Source organism: uncultured Campylobacter sp. (assembly GCF_938039245.1).
Lineage (GTDB): Bacteria > Campylobacterota > Campylobacteria > Campylobacterales > Campylobacteraceae > Campylobacter_A.
In genome coordinates this window covers 1-1246 of sequence record NZ_CALHVN010000009.1, presented here as the reverse complement: position 1 = coordinate 1246, position 1246 = coordinate 1, and the positions used below count along the sequence as shown (strand labels likewise).

Here is a 1246-nt window from a genome sequence, read left to right as displayed (position 1 = left end):
AGGTTTCTGGCAGATACGGCAGCTGGAGTAGATGGGGGCTTGGCGCGGACGTAAACCACGCGGTAAATAATCAACTAGCCGTACGCCTAACCACCGACGGCGAGCGCGGTAAATCGTGGCGCGAAGGTATAAAGTATAAAAATTTTATGATAAGTCCTAGCCTCATCGTAACCAACCAAGGCGGCGACGTAAGCTTTGAAGCGCAGTATACGTACGATAACGCCTGGCGAGTACCCGATAGAACTCCGACCAAAGCCGTCTACGATAAGCTAGGTATCGACTACAAAAAGGGCTTTTCTCACGAGGGCGACTTCGTGGAGGATAGGCTGCACTTTTTGCGCACGGAGTTAAATGCCGAGCTAGCAAAAGAGCTAAATTTAAAATGGGTTTTTGGATACAGAAAGGCTAGCCAAAATTTCGACCACTTTTTTGCGGGCAGTATCGTTAGCGGCAACAGACTAAGGCAAAACTACGCAAAGCAAGAGACGGATAACGAAACTATCTCAAACGCCTTTACGCTTACTAAGGAGCTAAATTTCGAGAGATTTAAGCACAATATAGCTGTCGGCTACGATAACAGCGTCGAAACTCGCCATCCAAGACTCTGGTATAGCAGAACTCATACGCAAGATATCGATCCCTACGCATCTAGGGGCAGTTGGGCGTCAAACAGAAACGTCCCGCTCACGACCGATAACAAACACCGCGCGATCAATCACGGCGTGTTTTTCGAGGATTTAATCAGTCTTGACGATACCTATAGATTGATGCTAGGCGGTAGGTTTGATTTTTATAAATTTAAAACCAGAAACATAAGAGGCCAAACAAACAGCTACACCGGCGACTCGTTTAGCCCGAGGGTCGGCTTTTTATGGGACTTTGCGACCGATCACACCGCTTACGTTTCGTATTCGCAGAGCTTTGCGCCCTACGGCGGTAGAGGCAACATCGGCATCAGCACCGAAGATACGTCAAGGCTGGATCTAAAACCGCAAAACAACGTCCAATACGAAATCGGATTAAAAAGCACTTGGGCGGATAATAAATTTAGCTCAAATATCGCGGTATTTCAGATCGAACATAAAAATATCCGCTATCAACCGGACCCTACAAACGATCCGTATACTTGGGCGGTACGCGGTAAAGAGCGTAGCCGCGGTATCGAGCTAAACGTGCTAGGGCAAATTTACAAGAATTTATACCTGCGCAGCTCGCTTGGCTACACGAACGCTAAGGTTACTAAAGA

At 47.4% G+C, this 1246-nt stretch carries 1 protein-coding gene; it reads left to right on the top strand.

Annotation, left to right across the window (positions count from 1 at the left end):
* The coding region (locus Q0218_RS01905) for a TonB-dependent receptor (protein ID WP_297965735.1) at nt 1–1246 on the top strand (1246 nt) is incomplete at both ends.